This is a genomic window from Tamlana sp. s12, assembly GCF_016767215.1.
GTDB classification, from domain to species: Bacteria; Bacteroidota; Bacteroidia; order Flavobacteriales; family Flavobacteriaceae; genus Pseudotamlana; species Pseudotamlana agarivorans.
The window spans coordinates 3,351,743-3,374,792 of sequence record NZ_CP068547.1 but is presented as its reverse complement, the minus strand read 5'-3'; the positions used below and the strand labels follow the sequence as shown (position 1 = coordinate 3,374,792).

General features: G+C 35.0%; 19 protein-coding genes. 11 read left to right on the top strand and 8 right to left on the bottom strand.

The window, feature by feature from the left end:
• Window positions 1-185 precede the first annotated feature (185 nt).
• The 5 genes from JJL45_RS14535 to JJL45_RS14515 all read left to right on the top strand — a co-directional run bounded on the left by JJL45_RS14535 (window position 186) and on the right by JJL45_RS14515 (window position 8,908).
• A complete protein-coding gene (locus JJL45_RS14535; protein ID WP_202664180.1) occupies window positions 186-3,671 on the top strand; it encodes a SusC/RagA family TonB-linked outer membrane protein in 3,486 nt (1,161 codons plus the stop codon).
• Window positions 3,672-3,700: 29 nt separating this feature from the next.
• Entirely contained in the window at window positions 3,701-5,107 is a 1,407-nt protein-coding gene (locus tag JJL45_RS14530; protein ID WP_068603707.1) for a RagB/SusD family nutrient uptake outer membrane protein, read from the top strand.
• 73 nt (window positions 5,108-5,180) lie between these two features.
• Window positions 5,181-6,149, top strand: a complete 969-nt coding sequence (locus tag JJL45_RS14525) for a hypothetical protein (protein ID WP_068603706.1) — start codon at window positions 5,181-5,183, stop codon at window positions 6,147-6,149.
• Between the two features lie 117 nt (window positions 6,150-6,266).
• Entirely contained in the window at window positions 6,267-7,490 is a 1,224-nt protein-coding gene (locus tag JJL45_RS14520) for a TlpA disulfide reductase family protein (protein ID WP_068603704.1), read from the top strand.
• Window positions 7,491-7,525: 35 nt separating this feature from the next.
• Window positions 7,526-8,908, top strand: coding sequence for a TlpA family protein disulfide reductase (locus JJL45_RS14515; protein WP_068603703.1), 1,383 nt, complete (start codon window positions 7,526-7,528; stop codon window positions 8,906-8,908).
• A 107-nt stretch (window positions 8,909-9,015) separates the two neighbouring features.
• Here the strand turns inward: JJL45_RS14515 and lpxD are convergent, their stop codons facing one another.
• Window positions 9,016-10,008 carry a UDP-3-O-(3-hydroxymyristoyl)glucosamine N-acyltransferase gene (gene lpxD / locus JJL45_RS14510; RefSeq protein WP_068603701.1) on the bottom strand — a complete coding sequence of 331 codons (993 nt, stop codon included), beginning with the start codon at window positions 10,006-10,008 and terminating at the stop codon, window positions 9,016-9,018.
• Window positions 10,009-10,071: 63 nt separating this feature from the next.
• Window positions 10,072-11,244, bottom strand: coding sequence for an LETM1-related biofilm-associated protein (locus JJL45_RS14505; RefSeq protein WP_068603700.1), 1,173 nt, complete (start codon window positions 11,242-11,244; stop codon window positions 10,072-10,074).
• Between the two features lie 154 nt (window positions 11,245-11,398).
• Here JJL45_RS14505 and JJL45_RS14500 point away from each other — a divergent pair, with 154 nt between their 5' ends.
• The 4 genes from JJL45_RS14500 (at window position 11,399) to JJL45_RS14485 (ending at window position 16,345) form a co-directional block, all read left to right on the top strand.
• The gene (locus tag JJL45_RS14500) at window positions 11,399-12,049 is read left to right on the top strand and encodes a DUF4331 family protein (RefSeq protein ID WP_068603698.1); all 651 of its coding nucleotides are present in this window, start codon (window positions 11,399-11,401) and stop codon (window positions 12,047-12,049) included.
• A 26-nt stretch (window positions 12,050-12,075) separates the two neighbouring features.
• Complete coding sequence (locus JJL45_RS14495) at window positions 12,076-12,630, top strand: DUF4331 family protein (RefSeq protein WP_068603696.1); 555 nt, start codon at window positions 12,076-12,078, stop codon at window positions 12,628-12,630.
• Window positions 12,631-12,806: 176 nt separating this feature from the next.
• Complete coding sequence (locus JJL45_RS14490; protein ID WP_068603694.1) at window positions 12,807-14,099, top strand: tetratricopeptide repeat protein; 1,293 nt, start codon at window positions 12,807-12,809, stop codon at window positions 14,097-14,099.
• Window positions 14,100-14,110: 11 nt separating this feature from the next.
• Complete coding sequence (locus tag JJL45_RS14485; protein WP_068603692.1) at window positions 14,111-16,345, top strand: TonB-dependent receptor; 2,235 nt, start codon at window positions 14,111-14,113, stop codon at window positions 16,343-16,345.
• A gap of 241 nt (window positions 16,346-16,586) precedes the next feature.
• Here JJL45_RS14485 and JJL45_RS14480 read toward each other — a convergent pair whose 3' ends face one another.
• The gene (locus JJL45_RS14480) at window positions 16,587-16,949 is read right to left on the bottom strand and encodes a DUF1801 domain-containing protein (protein WP_068603691.1); all 363 of its coding nucleotides are present in this window, start codon (window positions 16,947-16,949) and stop codon (window positions 16,587-16,589) included.
• A gap of 229 nt (window positions 16,950-17,178) precedes the next feature.
• Between JJL45_RS14480 and JJL45_RS14475 the strand changes: the two genes are divergently transcribed.
• Both JJL45_RS14475 and JJL45_RS14470 read left to right on the top strand, forming a co-directional pair.
• The gene (locus JJL45_RS14475; protein ID WP_068603688.1) at window positions 17,179-18,483 is read left to right on the top strand and encodes a voltage-gated chloride channel family protein; all 1,305 of its coding nucleotides are present in this window, start codon (window positions 17,179-17,181) and stop codon (window positions 18,481-18,483) included.
• Window positions 18,480-18,821: a DUF190 domain-containing protein gene (locus JJL45_RS14470; protein ID WP_068603686.1), complete on the top strand. Its 342-nt coding sequence runs from the start codon at window positions 18,480-18,482 to the stop codon at window positions 18,819-18,821. The genes JJL45_RS14475 and JJL45_RS14470 overlap by 4 nt, the downstream gene beginning before the upstream one ends.
• A gap of 35 nt (window positions 18,822-18,856) precedes the next feature.
• Here the strand turns inward: JJL45_RS14470 and JJL45_RS14465 are convergent, their stop codons facing one another.
• The 5 genes from JJL45_RS14465 to JJL45_RS14445 all read right to left on the bottom strand — a co-directional run bounded on the left by JJL45_RS14465 (window position 18,857) and on the right by JJL45_RS14445 (window position 23,046).
• Window positions 18,857-19,144 (bottom strand): DUF805 domain-containing protein, encoded by a 288-nt coding sequence (locus JJL45_RS14465; protein ID WP_068603684.1) that lies wholly within the window; start codon window positions 19,142-19,144, stop codon window positions 18,857-18,859.
• 51 nt (window positions 19,145-19,195) lie between these two features.
• Window positions 19,196-20,563: an aldehyde dehydrogenase gene (locus JJL45_RS14460; RefSeq protein WP_068603682.1), complete on the bottom strand. Its 1,368-nt coding sequence runs from the start codon at window positions 20,561-20,563 to the stop codon at window positions 19,196-19,198.
• Between the two features lie 345 nt (window positions 20,564-20,908).
• Entirely contained in the window at window positions 20,909-21,712 is an 804-nt protein-coding gene (locus JJL45_RS14455; RefSeq protein WP_068603680.1) for an anti-sigma factor domain-containing protein, read from the bottom strand.
• A gap of 2 nt (window positions 21,713-21,714) precedes the next feature.
• Window positions 21,715-22,245 (bottom strand): RNA polymerase sigma factor, encoded by a 531-nt coding sequence (locus JJL45_RS14450; protein ID WP_067149741.1) that lies wholly within the window; start codon window positions 22,243-22,245, stop codon window positions 21,715-21,717.
• 171 nt (window positions 22,246-22,416) lie between these two features.
• On the bottom strand, window positions 22,417-23,046 hold the full coding sequence (locus JJL45_RS14445; protein ID WP_068603678.1) for a YceI family protein: 630 nt from the start codon (window positions 23,044-23,046) through the stop codon (window positions 22,417-22,419).
• Window positions 23,047-23,050: the final 4 nt, after the last annotated feature.

Sequence of the window (23,050 nt, the reverse complement as noted above, 5' to 3'; positions counted from 1 at the left end):
ATCACGTATTAATTAAAATGAATGTCTAACTAACACACAACAAATTTATGAAAATTAAATTAACTAACCTCCGCTGCCTTTTGTTTAAGCGGGTATCCTTATTACTTATGCGAGTAATTGTATTTCTATTGTGTACCACAGTATTTGGTTTGTCAACCAAAGCTTCTTTTTCGCAAGAAAAAGTCATGATAAACTATAACCAAACCGTCACTATTGACGAAGTGTTTAACTTAATTCAACAGCAAACACAGTATCATTTTATTTTTCCTAAGAAATTGTTTGTAGATGCTCCTAATATCACTCTAGAAAAAGGGGAGGTCTTAGCAATCAGCTTATTAGAGAAAGCATTAACAAATAGCAACCTCGAGTTTGATGTAGATGAAAATAATACCATCTTAATAAGAAAGGCTACTCCGGTATACAAAAGACGCCAACAAAAAGTTAAAATATCGGGAACTGTTACCGACGAATCTGGTATGCCAATGCCTGGAGTAACGGTGCTAGAAAAAGGGACTACTCACGGTGTTTCAACCAACATCGATGGGGTATATACCATTTCAGTAAAAAGTAACGCTGTATTAGAGTTTTCTTTTCTTGGTTTTATGGATAAACAAGTAAATGTAACCGATTTAGTTTATTATACCAATGTTAATATTGCATTAAAAGAAGATAGTAATTTATTAGATGAGGTTGTCGTAACTGGATATCAGGAACTTTCTAAAGAACGTACAACAGGGTCTTTCGATCAGGTAGGCGTAGAGCAACTACAACAACGACCAAGTAGCACCAACATTATTGACCGAATGCTAGGGCAAACTACAGGTTTAAATGTTAACCCTGCTTTTGGAGGGAATTTTGAAATTAGAGGTCGAAATTCAATATTAAACATATACACACAACCTTTAATTGTTGTGGATGGATTTCCTTTAGCCGATCAAGCAAATATTGAATCAATCAACCCTGAAGATGTTGAAACCATAACAGTACTTAAAGATGCTGCCGCTTCCTCTATTTGGGGGTCTAGAGCAGCCAATGGCGTTATTGTAGTTACCACCAAAAAGGGAGGTAAAAATACACCGCTAAGAGTAAATCTGTCTACGTTTGTAGAGATGGAAAGAAAGGTAGATTTAGATGATATGAATCTGATGTCTACCGCACAAGAATTAGATTTAGACCAAGAGTATATTGATAAGTCATGGACCGACATCAATGCATTGGTGTCAGGTACTAGAAGTATTAACGATTTTCATATGGCTCACATTTATAGAAATGGTTTGGCGCCAGATGGTACTAAATGGTCTCAAAATACTTTCGACAATTATATTAATGCACTTAAAAACAGAAACATTAACGACCAATGGGAGAAATATTTGTTAAGAAGTGCTATGCAAAACACCTATAACTTATCGCTGTCTGGTGGTGGAGAAAGAAATGCATTTTTTGGCTCATTATCATATGTCGATCGAGAAGGACAATTGGTTGGAGACGACAATGATCGTATTACAATGAACGTGCGTAATGTTTTCGATTTCAATGATAAAATTTCATTCACAACAGGGATGAGCGCCATTATCAGAAATGAAAAAGATAACTTCTTATTAGGACAGTATACTTTTGGTAACCCTATAGAGATGGTTACACTTGCACAACCTTACGACCAACTAGTAGATGAAAACGGACAATACATTCAAAAGTATTACCAATGGAATCCTTGGATGTCTCAAGATAGAGAAGCCTTAGTTGGAGCTCCATATACTTACAATGCTTTAGAAGAGCAAAGAAATATGAAAAATTCAAGCAAGTTGGTAGATATTAGAGCCGATTTCAAAATGGATGTAGAGATAGTTGAAGGACTATTGGCTAGTAGTTCATTTAGATATGAAAGAAACACCGACGATTTAAATGCTTTTAAATCTATGAATATGCCGTCCTGGAGAAATACTGTGAACGATTATTACGTTGAAGATCCTAGTTCTGGAAATTATGTATACGGTATACCTCCAGGAGATGAATATTTACAAGAACATAGCTATTCTGAAGGATGGGTATTTAAAAACACCATTTCTTGGGATAAAACTTGGGGAGATCATCAACTTACAGCATTCGCTGGTGGTGAATATTCAAGAAGGTTTAATGAATTTACTAGAAACAGACAGTTTGGGTACGATCAAGGGTCTACCACATACGTTCCAATTAATGAAAGTGATTTGGTTAACTATAGAATTACAAACTGGGCCGGTGGTAGGTTTACAAGATATTATGATAGACTGGTTTTTGATGTTGATAATCAAGACAATAGGTTTGTGAGTTATTTTTCAAACATGGCCTACACCTTTAAGGAAAAATACACTTTTAATGGTAGTTTTAGAGTTGATCAAGCCAATATTTTTGGTAGTAATCCAGATTTTAGATACAAGCCATTATGGTCTGTAGGTGGTGCTTGGGATATTTCTAACGAATCTTTTATGGACAATGCCAACTGGGTTAACCGTTTGAAACTAAGAGCAACTTATGGATTAGGAGGAAACAGTCTAGCAGGAGTTTACCCAGAAGCTACAGCTCGTGTACGAAATGTGAATTGGGGAAATCTATACAATAGTCTTGTTTTAAATCAGCCTGCTAATCCAAATTTAAAATGGGAAGAAACCGCAACAACAAACTTTGGACTTGATTTTGCATTCTTGAATAATAGACTATCAGGTAGTATAGATTATTATATTAAAAAGAGTACCGATGTTTATACGTCTAGACCGTTGGATCCAACCGTAGGGTGGTCGTCAGGTTCTGTTAATTATGCTGATATCGATAATAAAGGTGTTGAACTGCAGTTAAATGCTGAGATTATAAAGACTAAAGATTTTAACTGGACGCTTAGAGCTAATTTGAACCATAATAAAAATATTTTAGCTACCGCAAAAATTAACACAACACCTACAGCCGATACATATACAGGAGGTAACGCTTATGAAGAAGGTTTACCGCTAGGAGCAACATATGCTTATAAGTTTGCAGGTTTAGATAACAATGGTGAAGTGATGCTTTATGATGCAGATGGTAATACAAGATCTTGGAAAGGTAATGTGCCAATCGAAGAATTAGAATATGTAGGGCCAAGAACACCACAACATTATGGCGGTTTATCTACCACATTTAAATACAAAGGATTGGATTTAACAGTTAACATGAACTACCAAGCAGATTATGTGTTTAAAATGTCTTATAACTATGCTTCTGTTGGAAATGGTACTTATAATAACTTCGATTACGATTTTTCAAATATTAGAGTACATAACGAATGGGCAAATCGTTGGATGCAACCAGGAGACGAAGCTTTTACCGATGTTCCTAAAATATTTTATAATGGTTTAAACCCAACGTCGGGATCTATGGAAAATAGATACGATACAGCTGCTATGCACCGTATCTGGAACCAATCAACTAGAAATGTACATAAAGGAGATTACTTAAGAGTTCAGGATATCATTTTAGGATATAGTATGCCATCAAAAGTGCTTGATTCAACCTTCTTTAAAAGCTTACGATTAACCATGCAGGTTGCCAACCCTTTCCTTTGGGTATCAAACGACTTGGGTGTTGATCCAATCGCGCCAAACACAGAGGCTTATACAAATTTAACGCGTTATACCTTAGGGTTAAGAGCTTCATTTTAATAACCATATTAAAAAACAAAGAATACACGATGAGAACATATATATATTATTTATTACTACCGCTTTTGGTTTTGGCTTCTTGCCAAAGTCCAGACGAATTTTTAGATGTAGAACCTACGGGGTTTATTATTCCATCTACATTAGAGGACTATGATAAACTATTGTTGGATTATGCTATTCTACGTTCTGTAGGAACCAATGTTCGCTATATGGATCCAGATGTATACCATAATACAGCTAGTTTTAATACAATTTCTAACAGCACGCCTAGTGTGAATGCTTATACTTGGCAATATGATTTGTTTGAACCAGCTACGACTGATTTAGACTATAACAACTTTTACTATTACATTCATGTTATGAATTATGTTTTAAGTGGAGTTGATAATGCTGATACAGGAAATTTTAGCGAATCAAAAAGAAATACTCTTAAAGCCGAAGGCTTAGCTCAAAGGGCTTATGAGTACTTCTTAACGGTGAATGAATATGCGCATCATTACGATCCTTCAAATAGGGATCTACCAGGGATTGCCATGCCTTTAGAGGTAGATTTACAAGCACAAACTCCACGATCTACAGTAGCTCAAGTTTATGATCAAATTATAAAGGATTTAAACAGTGCACTTAGTTTAGTAGATAGTTCGTTTCCTGCAGTTAATTCTTATGCTAATTTTAAACCAGGAAAAGCCTCTATTTATGCCCTTTTAGCAGAAATTTATCTATATATGGGTGATTTTGATCAGGCCTTAAGTTATTCGAATAGCGCTCTTGCTTTATATGATTATGTAGAAGATTATAATACCATAGATTTTTTAGATCCTTCAAACAAATGGAGTGGATATGATAACGGTGAGCAGTGGGCTGTAAATACCTTAAATAAGGAAGTGCTTTGGAACCGATATATAGAGTGGGGATTTTCTAATCCATTTCAATTGTATTCTCCAGATTTAACTGCTTTGTACGACATGTCTAATGACCGAAGATGGTATTTGTTTGCTTCTCAAACGTCAAGTGGAGGTGTTGATGTGGCTCCTGATTATATTTATGTGTATTCAAGATCAGAGCGTTGTAACGGTTTAACAGTACCAAGATTATTATTAACCAATGCCGAAGCTAAAGTTAGAACTGGTGATGGCGCTGGAGCAGTAAGCAACTTAAATAAACTTTTAGAAAAGAGATTGGTAACATTTACTCCGCTTTCACATAGCGATGATGCCACTACACTACAGTTGGTAAAAGACGAAAGACGTAAAGAGTTAGCTGGGTCTTCACTTAATTTATTTGATCAAAAAAGGTATCATGTATATGGTGATGTAGTTCCAACTTATACGCGCGTTAATCCTGTAACAAATGAAACGTTTACATTAAGTCCAGGAGACGATGGCTATGTGGTGAATATAGCACCTGCTGTAAGAGAGCAAAATCCAAACTTATAATTATTAATCAAACTTGCTAAAAAGCTTTAGTTTGATTACAACTCAAGCTTTTTAGTTCAAAATATATGGAAATATGAAAAAAATAATATTGTATTACTTAAGTTTTTTACTGTTTCTTCCCGTGTTTGTTGCCTGTGAAGAAGGAGATGAAATTGTAGTTCCTGATGCTTATAACGCCACTTGGAAAGATGAAGTAGCGCTTAGCTTTACACCAGAAGTTCCAGGCCTTAGAGCTTTTGAATATTATGTCGAGTCAGGAGATGGCGGACAGGAATATTGGAATACTACCGATGTAGATTTTAATGTAGGGTTAAATCTAGATGATGTCAGTGTATCACAAATTGCTAAAATCGATTTTTATGCTTTCGCAGAAGAAACTCATGGCGACACCTTTAAGTATATAGGTGGCGAAGAAGGTAAATTATATGAGACTGTAACCGATGTTTCAGAAACGATTATGTTAAACCTCTCTAAAGATAAATTAGAGAGTTTATTTGCCAACGATTTCTCGTCAAACCATAACGGTATGGTGCTTGCCGATGATTTCTTTGAAATAAAATGGGTAATTACAGGAAAAGACGGATCGGTTGTAGACACAAGAAAAGATTGTGTAGATTTTAACTGTACGTATGGTATCGGGACTAATGTTATTAATGTAGCGCCACCAATCTGGGAAGGAACCTTTAATTATGAATGGATTGCTGCGACTACCAATGCGGAAATTTACGGTAGAATATACGTAGGAAAAGTAGGAACCATGACTATGACGCTTCAACCAGGGTATTTTACTGTTTATGATGTAAGTCACTTATCGGCAGATTACTATTATGGAAGTGGAGGAACACTAGACTATAATTATGAAACTGGTTTAGTAGAAATAACAGGGGCTGATGCTCAAAAATGGGATATCACCAAAGTAGATGGACCAACATTAACCATAGACTTTAGCTATAGCTATTCTGTTGGTTATGATGAGTACGGAACATTTACACTTACGAGAACTGATGGTCAAGACTGGCCAGCAAATATTCACACCGAATAATTGATATAACTGAAATCATATTTTTTGTTACTGATATAGACTATTATGAGTCTATATCAGTATGCAAAAAATACTTCTATTAAGGCATATTATTAAACTTTACTAAATTTTTATTGAATGAAAAACATGTATAAAATGGTTTTTATAATGGCAGTTTCTGCTCTTATTTTAGGCTGTAAAACTAAAGAAGAACACAATATTAAGGCTGAGCCTGCAAATACGTTTACTTTAAAAGCAGATTTAAAAGGTCTAAACGCGAAATATCTAATTTATACAGAAAAGGACGATAGTTTTGCCAATGGATATAGAAGAGATACTTTATGGGTAGATCAAGGTAAATTCACTTTTACCGATTCTATTACCGACTATAAAATGTATTATATCACGATTCCTGAAGCGAATAGGAGTTATATGGCAAAGGCCGGAGGTAAAGAATTTAAAGTTTCAGTAAAAGCCTTCTTAAGCAGAATGTGGTTCATAGGATATCCAGGTGCCGAAATCACTTATAAAGGAAAAGTAGACGAGTTTATGGTTGATGCCTATCCTAGCGATGCGGATGGTATAAATAACGATTTAGCCAAAATTCATAAACAAATCTTTCCATTAGTTAATAAAGTTGATTCTATTACAGTTGCTTCGGCAACCAATGATTATACTCCCGAAGAACGTAAAGAATTGAATGCCTATAGATCAGAAATTCATAAAAAAACTGTAGAGATAAAACGTAGCTTTGTTGAAAGTCATCCAAAATCTATTGCAGCATCTTATGTTTTAAAGGATTCATATTATCGTCACTACTTTACAGGAGCAGAGTCTCAAGAATTATTTGAAAACTTAGACAGTACCACATTAGCAGGAACTCCGTTTTATGATGAAGTAAAGTTGCGTTTGGATGCGGAGTCGAAAGCAACTATTGGAGGCCTAGTACCAGAATTTAAAACGACCAACACATTAGATGGTTCTAAGTTTGACCTCGCTGCTTTAAAAGGTAATTATGTGCTTTTAGATTACTGGGGTACTTGGTGCGGACCGTGTATGGCCGAAATTCCTAAAATAAAAGCTTATAACGATAAGTATGCCGATAAAAACTTTGTAGTGGTTGGTGTAAACTCTGGAGATACAGCTCAAAGATGGAAAAAAGTTATCGCTAATAATAACTACAATTGGACGCATATCCAAACCACAAAAGATAACAACCTGTTAATCCCTTTCAATGTACAGTCATTCCCAACAAAGATAGTGATAGATCCAGAAGGGAAAATGATTTACAGTTCCAAAAACCCAGAGAAAAAGGACATGTACAAAATGTTAGACTCTATTTTCTCTAAACCTAATAATTGATTTGTAATCCGTTGATAACTCTAAAATATAGACTAATGAAAAAAATGATCCTACTCCTTACCATACTTGTTGCGGTATTGTCTTGTACTACCGAGACCAAGCCAGATTATATTGTATTGCGAGGAAAAATTTTAAATAAAGATAAAGATAAAGACAAAGTACAACTTAGTAGTTTGTGTTATGGAAATCGAAGTAATATCCCTGTAAATGAAGATGGGACTTTTATAGATACGCTACATGTAGACGCCGAAAATATCATGCTTTTTCATGGAGGTAGATTGTTATACATGTATTTAGAAGCTGGTGACGATATTAGTGTTTCCTTTGATATGGAAGACTTTAATAACAGCATTAAATTTTCAGGAAAAGGTGCTGCCTATAACACCTATTTATTGGAGAAATCGGCGCTCATAAAAGAGAGTATGGCTCAATATGATAATATCTATTTATTAAATGAAAGTGAGTATGAGATTGTTAGCGAAAAACAAGAAGCTAAATTACTTGAGTTATTAAGTAACACTGAAAATTTACCTCAAGAATATATTGAAAGAGAGGAAAGAAATATAAAATACGGGTATTTAAAGCAGTTAAACGACTACGAGTCTAATCATGGGCACTATACTAAAAATGCCGATTATAAGGTTTCTAGTTCGTTTTTAAACGGGTTGGAAGACATAGATTATAACAATTTCACAGATTTTGTATTTTCTTATAGTTATTCAAATTTACTATATAAGCATTTAGACAAAGAGGCAAAAAAAATAGCCGATTCATTAGGGATAGAGCAAGATGTAGCTTACTTGAAAGCTTTAAATACTTTAGACAATCAAAAAATTAAAAACATTGTAAGTTATAAAAAGGCTGAGTTTGGTATTACTATTACGGCAGACTTGGAGCAGTATTTTTCAGAGTACTTAAAAGCAAGTACCGATGAAGCTAACAATGAAAATGTTAGAAAAAGTTATGAATTACAATTGAAAGTAGCTAGTGGAAATCCATCTCCAAAATTTACAGATTATAAAAATATTGATGGCAGCACCACTTCCTTAGACGATTTTAAAGGAAAATATGTTTATATCGATGTTTGGGCGACTTGGTGTGCGCCGTGTAAAGCTGAAATTCCTTTTTTAAAGGAAATTGAAAAGAAATACCATGATAAAAACATCGAATTTGTTAGTATTTCTGTAGATCAAGCCAAAAACACCCACAAATGGGAAAAAATGGTTAAGGATATGGAATTAGAAGGGGTTCAAATTATTGCCGATAAGGATTTTGAATCACAATTTATTCAAGATTATTTTATAAAAGCGATACCAAAGTTCATTCTGTTAGATCCACAAGGGCGTATCGTAACATCTAATGCGCCAAGACCATCAGAACCAAACTTGGCAACCATGCTTGAAACCCTAGAACTTTAATTAAATTTTATTAAGATTTTGTAGTTAGTCACTATGAAAATAGCCCTGTTTAGGATTGATTATCATCTTAAACGGGCTTTTTTTGTTTATACTAATAAGGAAGTTTTCTATTTTTTAGTCAATCGCTTCAAAGCAACCCACTGTTTTAGCATTTCTCTAGAGTCTTGTGCAGGGTAACCTAATACGGTTTGACCCGCTTTAACATCACCAATAACCCCAGAACCTGCACCAACAGTTGCTCCAGATTCTATAGTGGTATGATCTTTAATAGAAGCACTACCTCCAATAATAACACCATCTCCTAAAGTAACCGAACCTGCAAGGCCACTATGCCCAGCCATAATACAGGAACGCCCCATAACGCTATTATGAGCAATTTGAACTAAATTGTCTATTTTACAACCGTCACCAATAATCGTAGCACTAAATTTGGCACGATCGACACAAGAATTGGCTCCAATTTCTACATAATGACCAATAACAACGTTTCCAATTTGTGGGATTTTAGTTAATCCGCGGCCATCATCACTTGGTCGGTAACCAAATCCGTCGGCACCAATACTCACGTTGGTATGGAAAATACAATGACTTCCTATAATACAACGCTCTCTAATAACCGTTCCAGACCAAATGGTTGTAGAATCTCCAATAATGGTTTCGTCGAAAATACAAACGTTAGGGTAGAGGGTTACTTCATCACCTAACACCACATTAGGACCAATATAACAGTTCGCTCCAATTTTACAACCACCACCAATAACTACAGTTTCATGTATTACCGCTGTTGGGTGTATTTCAACTTCAAATTCTGGTGTTGGCGGACTAAACATCTCTAATATTTTAGCCATAGCCAAATCGGCATTAGGAACTTTAATTAACGCCCGATTATCGCCAGGTTCAATGTTTAAATTGTCATTTATAACGGCAGCACTTGCTTCCGTAGTTTCCCAAAGTTTAGCGTATTTTGCACTTCCAATAAAAGTAATATGATGATTTTTGGCGTTTTTTAATTGCTCCGGACCTTCAATAAGGATATCCGTGTTACCAATTAATTCGCCTTTAATAATAGCATTAATTTCTTGAATAGTGTATGAGGCCATGTGTTCGATTTAGTTTACTTGTTGCCGTAAATCTAAACGAAAAATTTCGATTATGGCGACTATTTACTCTTCAATCCTATTTTCATCAAAGGCAGAAGGCAATAAATTAGGGATGAATTTAATCACTAGAGGAAGCAAAATAGCACCTCCAGGCAATAAAAATATAGCTAAACTTGGTATGGATTTAAAAATATCCAAAAGCTGTTCCTGAACCTTTTTTTGCTCTTCCTTGGTTAAATCTCTAACTGTAGACTGTGTAATGAGTACCATAAGTTCCTTGCTTTCCCGTATTTCATGGTATAAACGTTTACTGTTTCTAGTAATGAGTTTGAAAACCATCTTACTTGAGTTGTTGTAAAAGGTCTGTACAATATTAGAGGACGCTAAAAGGGCAATATGAGCTTTGTTTTTTGTGTAAAACTGATTTACAGATTTTATAGATTGGTGAATAACAGATAATCGCAATCCCATATCCAAACCTAATTTTTCTAAAAATAAGTGTTCGTCGGTATCAATCATTTCATCAGCCCAAGTAGCCATACAAGCTAAATCTAGAATATACTGCTTTTCTCGGATGGTATGAAGATGATTTAAGGCTTTGTTGTAATCAATATGGCTGTTATCATGATATCTAAGTGAAGATTCAAACAGCTTGATTAAACTTGCATCATATTTATTTTTAATTTCTTTAGAATTTAAAACGCCCAAAGTTATGGCTACAATCGAGGCTTCAATATCTTTTAGGTATTCAACAGAAATACGGTTGTTTTTTAAATATTCGGTATAGGCTAAAACATCAACATATAGTAAAGCATTAATAACAAAATAGTTGAAGTTTTTAGTAAGGATATTGTCGTTAATATGGATGCGTTTATGGATAAGTCGTTCCAGTTGTTCACTAGACTTTTTTCCTCCTAAAATATCTTGAAATAAAGATGTTTTTATTTCATTAATGTCGGTGTAAAAATTAATAACACTTTCAATAAAAGGTTGCTTGCTTTTAGAATTTTCATGCGCATATAGCAAGGCCAAAACCAAGTTGGTTTTACAAACTTCTTCTTCAGTTAAATCGCGCTTGGGAAGACTTTGTGCAACAACATCTAGGTTATTTCCATAAATAAATCCGCAAGACCTTAACGTCATGTAAAATTCCTCTTCATCATATTTTAAAAAGAGGTTGAATTTAGAAAGCTCTTTAAGTAATTTATTTATCCAGCCTGCAGATGATGGGTTCATGGTTTGCTACAATCTATTTTGCTGTAAAAGTAATGCTTTTCAAAATTATCACCGTATTAATTTCTTTAACATAATTTTAACAAAACCGCTATTTCCTTTTTTTCGTAGGTATGCTTGAGAGTGAAAAAATAACCTTAAAAATCTCAACAAAATTATGAAAAATTTAAAAGTAGTATTAGGAATTGGAGTCATCGCAATAGCTGGTTTCTTCATTATTGCAGCCGATCACATTGATGCGCCTGCGGTACAAGGTGGTAATAGCGACATTACCGATTTTTACGCCTTTCAAGGCGAGAATACAGATAATTTGGTTTTTGTAGCTAACCTTCAAGGCTTATTAAGTCCGGCTATGACAGATACAGCCATGTTTGATGAAAATGTATTGGTAGAATTTAATATCGATACCAACAACGATTTTGTTGAAGACCTCGTTATTCAGGCCATTCCAAAAGATGGTAAAATGTGGTTTTTTGGTCCGGTAGCACCCTCTCAAACAGGATTAAAAAGTACCATTCAAACCAATGCTATAACAGGCGGTGTAGTTGATATTTCAGCTTATGGATCTAGTCCGAAAATAACATCAAATGCAGGCATGTCCTTTTTCGCAGGGCCACGTGACGATCCGTTTTTTATGGATTTTGCACAGTACTCAGAAATTATTGCAGGTAACGCATCAAGTTTCAACACGCCTGGAGCAGATACTTTCGCAGGGACTAATGTGATGTCTATTGTGGTTGAGGTTCCAAAAGCGATGATTGGAAACATGGGTTCAATCAATACTTGGGTAGGATCTAAAAGAAAATAATAACAACAACTTAAAAATATACTAAAATGAAAACTTTAAAAATAGTATTAGCAACTTTAGTCGTTTCGCTTGCAGCATTCAATTGTTCTAACGACGATGATAATCAATCGATAACTCCTGGACCTGATTTTTCTGGAACCTTTACTCAGGAAGATCAAATGGGACGCCCTGCTATAAACACGGTGTTTGTAGCTTCGGCCGACAAAGATATGTTTAATGTTACGGTGCCGTCTAATCAAGATGCGGCATTTCAAAGTAAATTTCAAGCTAACTTAATGGCTTTAAGTCCAGCCTTTGCAAACGATGGCGACATGAATGCCTTAGGTCAAGATGCTGCTGCATTTACAGGATTATTAGCAACCGATGTTTTAAATGTGTCTTTAGACGGAACCACTACTTTTTACGATGGCACCAATGTATTAACTGGTAGAGCCTTGACCGACGATGTAATCACTGTTGAACTGCTGTTAATTTTTGGTGGTGAAGATTTTATGGAAAATCCAGGTTTGTCTAATGATAATGTTGATGCCAACGACAAAGCCTTTTTGTCCTCATTCCCTTATTTAGCATCTCCTCACTAAATAAGGTAGAGGCTGTCTGAATATCATTTTAATTTGATTTGTCAAGTTAAGCTTGTTGAAACTGTTACTCGTTTTCTACAACTTGCTTTTTTCGAATGGATTAAAATGGTAGAAGAAATACTTTTCAGATGGCCTCTTTTTTTTTAACCGAAACAAAAACTTAAAACACAAACATTATGAAACCTTATCAACTTACTGGCTTTGCATTTTTATTGCTACTTCAATTTAGCTGTAACATGCAACCTAAGCAAATAACCAGCACAAAAGACTATCAAGCCTATTTAGAAACGGATGAGAATAAAATGTTAGAAAAAACGATTCAGGATTTCAACTTTTGGGAAACAAAGCTGGAAAAAGCCCCGAACCAGTTTCCTTATTTAGTGAAAGTTTCAGCATCACAATCTCAAATATTTCAAAAAACAGGACGCATTGAAGCCTTAGTTGCAGCCGAAAATTATTTAATAAAAGCTAATGAGGCTACCCATTATTCTAAAGCAGGATATTTAAGGGCTTTGGCTAGAAATTACATTTCTCAGCACAAATTTAAAGAAGCGCTTGAGTTATTAAAGCAAGCAGAATCTCAGGGTGAAGATTTAAAAGCTTCAGAAAAAATGCTATTTGATGTGTATATGGAATTGGGCGAGTATGATCAAGCAATGGTTTACCTTGAAAAGATTAGAAAAGCATCCGATTTCGATTATTTAATCCGACTCTCAAAATGGTCCGATCACAAAGGAAATTTAGATGCCGCCATAAAATATTTGGAACAAGCCAAAACTATTATAGAATCTTCTAATATTCCTTTTAAAAATAAATGGGTTTATACTAATTTAGCCGATTTTTACGGGCATGCTGGTCAGGTGGAAATAGCTTACAAATACTACCTAAAAGCATTAAAGATTGATGCGAATGATGCTTATGCCAAAAAAGGCATTGCGTGGATTGTGTATTCCCATGAAAAAAGACCAGACGAAGCATTACGCATATTAAACAGTATTACAGCACATTATATGGCGCCAGATTATTATTTATTGAAAGCTGAAATTGCTCAGTTTAAAGGAGATTCTACGCTTGAAAAACAGCAGCTAGACTTGTATAAACAAGCGGTTAAAAACCCGTTGTATGGTGATATGTATAATGCTTACAATGCTTTGCTATTTGCTGAAGTTCCCGAAAAAAACGCCGAAGCTTTATTAATGGCTTTACATGAAATTGAAAATAGACCAACGCCAGAGTCTTACGATTTATTGGCTTGGACTTATTTTAACCAAGGCGATTATAAAAATGCATTAACGGTTGCCGAAAACCATATCGTAATGAAAACTTCAGAGCCTAATATATTGTTTCATTTAGCTCAAATTTATAAAGCTAACGGAAAAATAAGTGAAGCTAAAGCATTAAAACAGGAACTGTTAGAAAGCACTTTTGAACTAGGCCCACTAATGGCTGTAAACATAAATAAAATATAACCTTGAATTGTATGAAAACCCTAAACGCATTTGTTTTTTTAGTTGTTATTTTAATTTTTAATAAGCTGCATGCACAGCAAGTTAAGGGTTTTGTTATCAACGAATCAAAACAGCCACTGGAAGCCGCTTATATTTATAATTTGAATTCTAAAAGTCATGCGCATTCTTCTGAAACAGGCAGTTTTATTTTAGAAAACACTAAAGTTGGCGACTCCATTAAATTTGGATTATTAGGCTATCAAAATCAAATTTTAGTTTTAGAACCTGCATCATTTGATACCAAATTACAGATTGTTTTACAAGAAAAATTATTTCAATTGGAGGAATTGGTTATCCGAGAGGAATTAAACCCTTTAAATACCATAGCTAGGTTAGATTTGAATACCAACCCTGTAAATTCATCGCAAGAGATTATGCGTAAAGTTCCAGGCTTAATTATTGGTCAGCATGCCGGAGGGGGAAAAGCCGAACAAATATTTTTAAGAGGGTTTGATATTGATCATGGTACCGATGTGGCTATTTCGGTCGATGGAATGCCTGTAAATATGGTGTCGCATGCGCACGGACAAGGTTACAGCGATTTACATTTTTTAATTCCAGAAACCGTAAAAGGAGTAGATTTTGGAAAAGGACCGTATTATGGCGATAAAGGTGATTTTGATACCGCGGGTTATATCGATTTTTCAACTAAAGATTATTTAGGTGACAGCTCGGTGACCTTATCGGTTGGGCAATTCAACTCCTTAAGAACTTTAGGTATGTTCGATTTGATGGAGCATACCAAAAATCAAAACGCTTACATGGCGGTAGAATATTTAGCAACAGATGGCCCTTTTGAGTCTCCTCAAAATTTTAACCGCATTAATGTTTTTGGAAAGTACGTGATGTTTTCACCTGAAAATGATAAATTATCGTTAACCGTTTCTCATTTCACAAGCCGTTGGGATGCTTCTGGACAAATTCCACAACGTGAAGTTGATAATGGTAATATCACCCGTTTCGGCGCTATAGACGATACCGAAGGCGGAAATACACAACGCACCAATATCAATGTAGAATATAGTAAACAACTTTCAGATAATAGTCTGTTAAAGACCAATGCGTTCTATTTAAGAAATGCATTCGAACTGTATTCTAACTTTACTTTTTTTCTTGAAGATCCTATCAATGGCGATCAAATTAAGCAAGTTGAAAACAGGGATGTCTTCGGATTTAATACAGCTTTAAATCATGATACGCGCATAGGAAATACCGATGTCAAATTAGAATCGGGCTTTGCTTTGAGACAAGATATTACTAACGACACCGAGTTGTCTCATACCTTAAACCGAACGACTACTTTGGAATATATCCAACTGGGCGATATCAATCAAACCAATATTAGCGCTTTTGTAAATGCCGATTTCGAGTTTGGTAAACTAACTATAGCTCCTGCTTTACGATTCGATTATTTTAAGTTTATGTATAATGATGAACTTCAAACAAATTACCAAACGCTTGCTGAAACAAAAACGATAGCATCACCAAAGCTTAATTTTTTCTATGCAGCGAAAGATAATTTACAGTTATATGTGAAATCGGGATTAGGTTTTCATTCAAACGACAGCAGAGTGGTGTTAAGCAATCAAGTTGAAGATATCTTACCAAGAGCTTATGGCGTTGATGTGGGGCATATCTGGAAGCCTACTTCTAAATTTGTATTAAATACGGCGCTGTGGTATTTATTTTTAGAGCAAGAGTTTGTTTATGTTGGTGATGCTGGAATTGTGGAGCCTAGCGGAAGAACTGAGCGCTACGGTTTGGATTTTGGTTTGCGTTACCAGTTCAATGACTTTTTATTTTTCGATACCGATGCCACGCTAACAAAAGCAAGAAGCATCGATGAGCCTAAAGGAGAAGATTATATTCCTTTAGCACCTAGCTTTACGCTAACAGGAGGGCTTGCGCTAAATAACTGGAAAGGGTTTTCGGGCGCCATTCGATACCGATTTATTGATGATAGACCAGCTAATGAAGATAATAGTATTGTAGCTGAAGGCTATTTCGTAACCGATTTTAATCTGAATTATACGATTGGTAAAGTTTCCATAGGTGTTGCAATAGAGAATCTTTTTGATGTTGACTGGAATGAAACACAGTTTGCTACGGAATCTAGACTTCAAAATGAACCACAGTCGGTTACCGAAATTCATTTCACACCAGGAACACCATTTTATGCTAAAGGCACTGTAACATATCGTTTTTAATTCCACTTCCGTGAAAACGGAATCAATTAAAATAAAAATATTACCAAACCTTAATTATTGTGTTTGTTTTTAGGGTTTTTGTGAGGTTGAAAAGTGTTCAATGCTGAAAAGTGTTGAGCACTTTTTTTGAATAAGACTTTAAAGGTTTTAATAAATATGATGCTGTTTATCATTTATTAATAATCAAATCTTAATTCTTACAGTGAAACGGTCTTTAAACTTTCTAAGCGAAATATAGTTTCTACTTAATTTTTATAATACCATTTTTGTATAAATCTAAAGCCATAGTCATAATGTCTTTTATGGTGTTTATGGGGAGATCTTTGTTCGGATTTATTCGTAATATTTTCATGCGAGAACGACTTCCGGTTTCTAATTCCGGATGATCAATACGTTTCCCCTCAACGACCAAATAATATGGTTCTGAGGTTTTTTTATCGGTCCAAATATAACAGAACATTTTGCCTTTATAACAATAACATGGCATACCGTATTTGGTGGTTTCTGTTATGTCTTCATCAAAATTTAGTAAGATATCGCGCATAGCGATTAAGCAGGCTTTGTTTGGTTCGTTTTGATTAAGAAAGAAGTTTTGGTTGTTCATTGTGATATCCTATTATAATCAAAATTAAGCTAAACAATTTAATTCGAAGTTAAGGTTCTTTATTTTAAAAATAGAATAGCACCCTAATTTTAGTGTTCAGCGAAAATATTTATTTAGCCTATATTTGTCTTGTAAGTAAGCCATACGTTTTACAAGGAACGATTCTGTTAGATGATTTTAATGGTTGTTTTACAGGGTGTTAATGAAATAAGCTGATCATATAATCTATATGAAAAAAAATAAAATCAAAGATTTTTTGTTGTCCGTAGAGCAAATTCCATCTTTGTTGTACCTCATAAAATGGGTGTTAATCTGTCTGGTTTTAGGCGTTATTGTAGGAGGTGTTTCTGCCTTTTTTCTAATAAGTTTAAATTGGGCCACCGATTATAGGGAATCGCACCAATGGATTATTTGGTTTTTACCCCTTGGAGGTTTTATTATTGGCTTGTCCTACCATCTTTACGGCAATAGCGTCGTGAAGGGCAATAATTTGTTGCTTGAAGAATTTCATTCCCCTAAAAAAATCATTCCTTTTCGGATGGCGCCTTTGGTACTTTTCGGAACCATTTTAACACATTTGTTTGGCGGATCGGCCGGGCGAGAGGGGACCGCGGTGCAAATTGGTGGTGCTATTGCCGATCGATTTACTAAAGTCTTAAACCTTTCAAAGCGCGATAGAAAAATCGTTTTAATTGCAGGAATTAGTGCTGGTTTTGCTTCGGTTTTTGGAACGCCTTTAGCAGGCGGAATTTTTGCTTTAGAAGTGTTGGTTTTAGGGCGCATTCGTTTAGATGCCATTATTCCTAGTTTTATGGCAGCCGTTTTTTCAAACTATTTTTGTGAAATTTGGAACGTGTCTCACACGCATTATACCATTACCGAAGTTGCCGAAATGACTCCTGTAAATTTACTTTGGTGTTTATTGGCCGGGATTATTTTCGGATTAGTGGCGATGCTGTTTTCCAAATCAACACATTTTTGGGGACATCTTTTTGGTAAGTTTATTAAATATCCGCCATTACGACCTGTTGTAGGTGGGGTTATATTAGCGATCTCCATCTACCTTATGGGAACCACAAAATACATTGGTTTGGGGATCCCCACCATTGTTGATGCCTTTAACGTAGACTTGAATTCCTATGATTTTCTCTTAAAATTGCTTTTTACATCTTTTACACTTGGCGCCGGATTTAAAGGTGGCGAGGTCACCCCCTTGTTTTTTATTGGAGCAACTTTAGGGAATGTTTTAATTTGGTTTATCCCTTTACCTATGGGATTACTCGCTGGTATGGGGTTTGTAGCTGTCTTTGCCGGAGCCACCAATACACCTATAGCTTGTACTGTTATGGGGATTGAACTTTTTGGTATAGAATCTGGTGTTTTTATCGCCTTAGCTTGTTCTACAGCCTACCTGTTTTCAGGGCACTCAGGTGTGTATGCTTCTCAAATTATTGGAAGCCCTAAGAATAATGTCTTTTTAAGGGAAAAAGGCTTGCATTTATCTGAAATAAAAAATAAACGGACTAAAAAATGAAGACATTAACCACACTTCGAATTTATTTTGAATACGGACAAAAAATGAAGAATAGTTCGTTTTGGAAGCGTCATTTTGGTGCAGATTTTTCAGAAGAATTGATGAAACGAGCTAAAAATTTCAACATGCAACAAGTTTTACACCTAAATGTGAATAAGGGATATTTAAACGACCAAAGTGTGCATTGGGGGAAACATGAAATCAAACACCATAAACATCCACACCTTATTGAAATCATGGACTCCGAAGAGAAAATCAATCAATTTTTAGATGAAGAACAAGCTTTTCTTCAAGATGCCAAAATAGTGATGGTTAAGAATACGGTTTTGCTGAAATGAATGATGTTATGAAGTTAAAAACGATACCTCTATATTTAGTTATTTCGGTTAATTCCGGCTAAAATTAAATTTACAAACGGAATTAAAAACAACCACTTATTAAAACCAGCATCATTTAATCGCCTAAAACCTAAACTAGTTAAAGGAATAAGCATAAGATATCGGTATGTGGTTTGTAACGCTTCAATATGAAACTCGGCTGATAGAATAACAGCGATGAAACCAGAAATCAAGTAAAATAAAAAGAACAGCCAAAACTCTTTTAAAGTTGCTTTTCCGTTAAAATCAAAGACTTTTACTAAAGGGTTTATGATGTAATTCATGGTGATTTTTATGACTGTGGTTGGCTCTTCAGATTTTTTAAAGTTAAGTATTTATCCCATAAGCCATTTAATAATTTTCAATTTAAAATCGGAGTATGGCGCATATTTTAAATTGGGCTCTAGCCAAAAGGGTTTTTGTAAAATGCTTTTTTGATGCGTAAAAGTATCGAAGCCTGTTTTTCCATGATAAGCTCCTATGCCACTTAAACCAACTCCTCCAAATGGTAAATGACTATTTGATAAATGCATGAGACTGTCATTAACAGCACCGCCACCAAAAGAGACTTCATGAAGTATTTTATTAATAGTTTTCTTGTTTTTTGAATAGATATAACAAGATAAAGGCTTAGGGCGTTCCTTAACTTTTTTTATGGCATCATCCAGATTTGTGAATGCGATAACGGGTAAAATGGGGCCAAAAATCTCATCTTGCATCACTTCGTCTTCAAAGGTGACTTGGTGTAAAATACTCGGACTAATAAACCTGTTTTCACTATTGGTTTGTCCGCCGAAATAAATGTTATCGGTATTCAGAAGTTTAACAAGGCGTTCGTAATTAGCCGTATTTATAATTTGTAAATAATTATCCTCGATTGAATCACTGTTATAGTGTTTGGTAATTTCAGCTTTTATAGCTTCAAGAAGTTCCGTTTCAATCGCTTTTTCTACCAAAACATAATCGGGTGCCACACAGGTTTGGCCGGCGTTTAAAAACTTAGCCCAAACCATACGTTTAGCCGTCATCTTTATATCGGCATCGGCCATCACAAACGTGGGACTTTTGCCTCCCAATTCGAGTGTTACAGGTGTTAAATTTTCAGCAGCAGCTTTATAAATTATTTTTCCAACAGCTGTACTTCCTGTAAAGAAAATTTTATCAAAGCAGTGTTTTAGCAATGCCGTGGTTTCTTCTACACCACCTTCAACGACGCAAAAATAATCACTGGGGAAATTATTGTTAATGAGATTGACCATCACTTCCGAGGTTTTCTTAGGAAGTTCACTAGGCTTTAAAACAACCGTGTTTCCCGCAGCTAAGGCTGTTATGGCGGGTAATAATGATAGTTGATAAGGGTAATTCCAAGCACCTATAACCAATACGTTACCTAAAGGTTCGGGAATAACGTAGCTTTTTCCAGGCCAGTTTACAAAACCAGTGGAGACGCTTTGCTTTTTACTCCATTTACCAATGTTCTTAATGAAGTTTGCTAGTTCATGATAAACGAGTGCCAGTTCTGTAACATAGGTTTCAAATTCCGATTTGCCGAAATCTTCATAAATGGCTTCGTAAAGTAAGGCTTCGTTGGAGCGTAAAAGGGATTCTATTTTTTTGAGCTGCTCAATTCTAAAGGCGATATTTTTAGTGCTATTGGAATTAAAAAATGCTTGCTGTTGTTTTAGTAATTTGTTAATGTCCATAGATCACTTTTTTTTTTAATAAGATTTAAAAACGATTATAAGTGCTTTTGCTATTCGCCGATTGTTTATGAATGAAGCTTGATTCTCGCAGTAAAATAGACTTTAATATGTTTCTTGTTTCCCCTATGCAGGATGTTCAATTCGGTTCCTTCAACAATTAAATTATAAGGTTCAAGGGGGCAATCCAGAGATCGTAAATAGGGCATGCCGTATTTTTTTGGTTTCGCTTAGGTGTATCTTATTCAGTAAAATAGGATACTTAGTAGGCAAACACTACTTTAGTGGTTCATCCTGTTTTAAACAGAATTTTTATTCCTATTCCTAAATGGAAACTACAAAAAGATATTAAGTGGCATTAACAACACCAAGGGTATATAGTTGTTCCATGGTTGGCGTTTTGCTTCCGCCAGCAGGTTCTAAAGTAATACCAAACGCTTCACTTTCGTGGCTGTTTTCTATTTCAAAAATCTTATTGTCGTCTGTTTTAAAGTTGTCAATAGTGCCTAAGCTTGTTGGGGTTAACGGACTCATTTTTAAGGACCAAACCTGATATACTTTACCTTCAGGAGGTTCAGGTAAGCCTTGAGCATCTAAAAAGATACGGTTCTCATTTTTATCCCAATACACTTTGGCGTAGGTGTTAGAAAAATTCCCTTGTCCGTTTAGTGGAATTCTGGCAATATTATCATCACGTAAAACAGATATTAATGTATGAGCTTCTTCTAAATTATTTTTAGAATTTTCAATTTGAGTTTCTAATAATGATTGCTGTGTTTCAGCGGTTTGAATACTAGATTTTAATTGATTATTCTGGTTGATAAGCCATAGTAAACCAACACCCAACACAAGCGCTGCTGCCCAGCCAGAATAGCTAATCCAGTTGTTTTTTTGTTTGTTAAGAGGAATAACTTGGGTTTCAGAATCATCAAAACCTAGTTTTTGTTTAATATTTTGATAACTCACGTTATTACTTCCTTGTGAAGTCGCTGCCGTAAGTTTAACAATAGCGGCTTCAATATTTAAAACTTCTTGACGAATTTCAGGATGTTTTTGCATAAGCGCATAAACCTCTTGATTTTCTTTTTCAGAAAGGGTTCCAGCTACATATAGCTCTAAAATTCCGGATTCTATGTATGCATTAATATCCATAATCAATTTAAAACCATGTTTCTAAGTTCCTTAATACAATTTCTATTTCGTGTTTTTATTGTGCCAATAGGCATATCAAGGGTTTCGGACGCTTCATTTTGGGTATAGCCTTTAAAATAGAGAAGTTCTATAACTTCGATACACTTTTTAGCAAGCTTACCCACATATTGAGAGATACCAATGGCATCCGTTGAATCATTTAAATTTTCACTGGTTTCAAGTATATCTACGAAAAAATTAGAATCTAGGTTTTGTTTGGAGTTTTTAAAGTTTTTGGAGCGTGTTTTATCAATGGCGGCGTTTCTTGAAATGTTTAAAATCCATGTGAAAAACCGCCCTTTTTGACTAGAATAGGTATCCGATTTATGCCAGGCTTTTATAAAAACATCCTGCATCACTTCTTCAGCAATATCATGATCCCTTACTATATTGTAGATAACACCTAGCATACTGTCTTTATACATATTATATAAAGCCTCAAAAGCTTTCTCATCTTTTTTCTTAAAATTTTCAACAAGAATGTCTAAATCCATATATGGAAGGATGTTTACAATGCTTAATAGTTAAATTGTTTGTATGGAGATTTAAATTTTATTTGTCAGGCTGAGCTTGTCGAAGCTGTTGCTGATTTTTATGGTCTAAATATTTCGACAAGCTCAATATGACAGGATTAATTCATTTTATAAATATGAGCGTTAATTGAACTAGTTTTCACGAAGAAATGTATTCACTTCAATAGCAACATCTTCCCAAGTTTTACTAACACCATCAGCACCTTTATGTAAATCGAAACACACTTTGTTTAATGATTCTAAAGCACCTAAAGCTTTCCAATCGGCAAGATTCATAACACCCGTTAGTGTTACGCGTCTTTCATCTGTAATGGTAACATCCATAGGTAAGTTTTGTGTTTCCCCATTCATTTTAACAGTGGCAATAGCAGAGCCATTTACAAACTTTAGCGTTCCAGAAATTAATTCGGTATCTAGCATAGCTCCAAAAAACGCTGCTTTAATTTTTGCATCGCGCGTGTTTGTTGGGTCGTTAGTAAATAAACTACTTACTGGAATTGAAAAATTCAAGTTGTTTAAAGCTTCTTCTGGGGTGTCTCCCGATTGCTCTTCAAACTCAACAGAAGTAAATTCTCCGCCAACCCCAACTTTATCGGTGGTTTTGTAAGCGGTAAATTTTACAGAAGTAGCTTCTGGTTTTACCACAAATTTTGCCGTGGACGCCACTTCAGTAGCAGTTTCTGTTTTTGATTCCTTTTTCTCTTGTTTACAAGCTGTTAAACTAAGCGCTATAGCAATAAAAAATAAGCTTATTTTTTTCATTTTA